Below are 2,869 nucleotides of genomic sequence, written 5' to 3' on the forward strand. Positions count from 1 at the left end.
CCCTCTTTTTTATCGTAATGAACAACAGCCGAGTCATCTGACTGAAGGCTGGTAGAAAGATCCTTCAAACCTTTATCTAATTGACCTTTGTTAACAGCGTCATTATTGTTCTTTGCTTCACCAACACCAGAAATTATCCGATCCGCACCGCTTTCATTTGCAATATTGATTTCTGTGCCACCTACTTTTGCACCAATAGTGAGACGACTCGTTGTCTTATCTTGCTGAACAAAGCTTTCGCTTTCTACTTTGGTAATCACATTATTAACCTGTTCAGTCAATTTATCCTGAACAGTCGTGAGAGCCGTATTAACACCCTCAAACGCATCCGCTACATTCCTGTAGCTTTGTTTATCTTCTGTGCCATCATCCCGAAAAGTTTTAACCTTAAAAGTAGGACCTTCTGAGTTTCCATTTCCAAAGTCAGCACCACCACCAAGATAATTAGCTAAATGGGTACCCAGTGTATACAGCTGTCCACCATTCACGGCTTCTTCTGAGTTTTGTGTTAAATCTCCACCTTCAAGATATTTAATTTTACCTGATCTTCTGTCTTCCCCCTCTACGTGCATAGCACTAAAGGCTTTATCAGTTTTGCTCCACAATAAGGCATCGCCTTGAAATTCTTTATTAATATCGTTTAATTTGTCATTAAAATTATTAACAACAGTATTCAGATGTTTGTTTACATTTATGAAGTTCGTATCAATTCCTGCAAAAGCAGAGCCTACATCGGGATAGTCTTTTGAAGCACCTTCTTTACCATCAGCATCGAAAGTTTTAAGCGTGAATTTTGGACCTGTCCATGCACCACTTTCATATTTAGCACCACCACCGAAATAAGATGCAACACTGCTCCCTAGGGTATGAAGCTGAGAACCACTTACAGCTTCGTCTGAATTTTCATTGATTGTCCCGCCAAGTAGACCGGAAAGTTTCCGCCCTCCATTATCCTTATTTAGAATACTGATTTCGGTACCACCAGTTCCCTTACCAATAGTGATAAGACCCGTTCCTCCATCACGGAGACTGCGCGTCAAAGCCATCTCTGCTACTTGCTTAACAAGAATACTGTCTCTTACTTCATTAATTTCAGTATTTGTTGCCAAAAGTTGGGAACCATTGACCGCTTCGGTCGATTCTGCTGTGAGTGCGCCATTTTGAATGCCTGTTATCTTCTTACTACCAGCGTCAATACCACTCGTTGTTATTTTCGGTCCACCAGAAATCACTAAGCCCGTTGCGTCTAAGGTATTTCCTGAAACTTTTGCACTACTCAACGTAACATCTTTAGCAAGATCAAATTTTAGCTTATTGTCGTCTTTGCCCTTTGTAATACTTAGGTTGCTACTTCCAGCGGAAAAATCTACCGCGCTGTCCATGATAACGGTCTTAGCATCCTTACCCCCAACAGATAGTTTCCAACCACCATTTCTTACGACACTTTCTAAGTCTTTTAACTGTACAACATTTACTGCATCAGTAGGCTCACTACCAGCCGCTACACCTGTAATCTGCCGCGTTATTCCTTTATCAGTATCACCAACACTCACAGCTCCCAGCGTACTTTTCCACTGAGATGTGCCATTTGTTGCAACCCCATCCTTTAAAGAAGGAGCATAACCTAAAAGACCAGCAGCCCGATCAGCGACAGAATCATTCCCTATAGCGACGCCTCCCTCCACTGTTGCTTTCGAATAAAAACCAAAAGCCGTAGCATTCTTTGCTGTTGCGTATGCACGATGACCAACAGCAGTCGAACCATAGCCCAAAGCCTTAGAAACAGCACCCACAGCCGTTGAATAATCACTCCCCGCAGTTGTATGATCGTCTGGTCCAACCGATTCATTATATTCGGAACCTATCGCGATGCTGTCCTTGCCTAAAGCATGAGCCATGTAGCCTATAGCAATGCTATCCACTTCATTTGATACCCAGGCTTGATAACCTAGAGCAATACCACGCTCCCCCCCCTTATCCACCTGTGCCTGAGAACCTATAGCTATCGAATGCTGACTAAACGCATTTGCCTGATTACCTATAGCAATACCATACAGCGCCTCCTTTGTTGCAGATGCATTGTAACCAAGAGCAATCCCCTTTTCTGCATAATTCTTTGCGCCGTAACCAAGAGCCATTGCATAATCACCAGCTGCAAGTACTCTATTTTTTTCATCAATATCCTGTATTCCAGATCCAGGACCAGTTCCAACACCACCGATTGCAATGCCAAAAATGCCTTCCGTTTTTGCTCCCCGCCCCAAAACAACAGTACCATACACGGCCTTAGGTGACTCTGCCATATAACCAATAACAGTACTCCAACCATCACCAGCTTTTGCACTGTACCCGATAGCAACAGAACCGTATGTACCTCTCCCATCAACACTACCAACCACATCGTCACCAATAAAAACACCCCACTTGCTTTTTGTATAATTAATCCCACTACCCAAAATAACATTGTTATTTTGAGAACGTTGCATTCCTGCAGTTCCACCCCGCAAAAGGTCAGAAACATTAACAGGGGCTGCATTCTCATTATTCCCTGAAAACTGTTGGGCTGTAGAGCTATCACGAACAAGCAACCGTGGAACAATGAGAGACTTTTTATATTGCTCGTCTGTATCTAGGGTTCTGACCAATAAATTTTTGCTATCGTCCGCAAGAACATTTACGATAGAACTCTTATCGCTCTTACCAGAAAGGGTTTTGGTTAAAAAATTTGCATAATCATCAGAAGCATTCAAACCAGCAACAGAGAGAATGCTTTGTGGATAAGACACGCCGGCACTTTTTACACCTTCAAGAAATGTGTTTCTAAAATCAGGATTTGCTGAAAAAACAGGCGTAACATTCGATAAGAATG

Annotated in this window: 1 pseudogene; it reads right to left on the minus strand. The window is 42.5% G+C overall.

Features of this window, described 5'->3' with window-relative positions:
* A pseudogene (locus ACFINX_RS09580) lies at positions 1 to 2,869 on the minus strand (hypothetical protein); the annotation flags it as partial.

This window comes from Bartonella sp. AP36NXGY (assembly GCF_042195865.1).
Lineage (GTDB): Bacteria > Pseudomonadota > Alphaproteobacteria > Rhizobiales > Rhizobiaceae > Bartonella.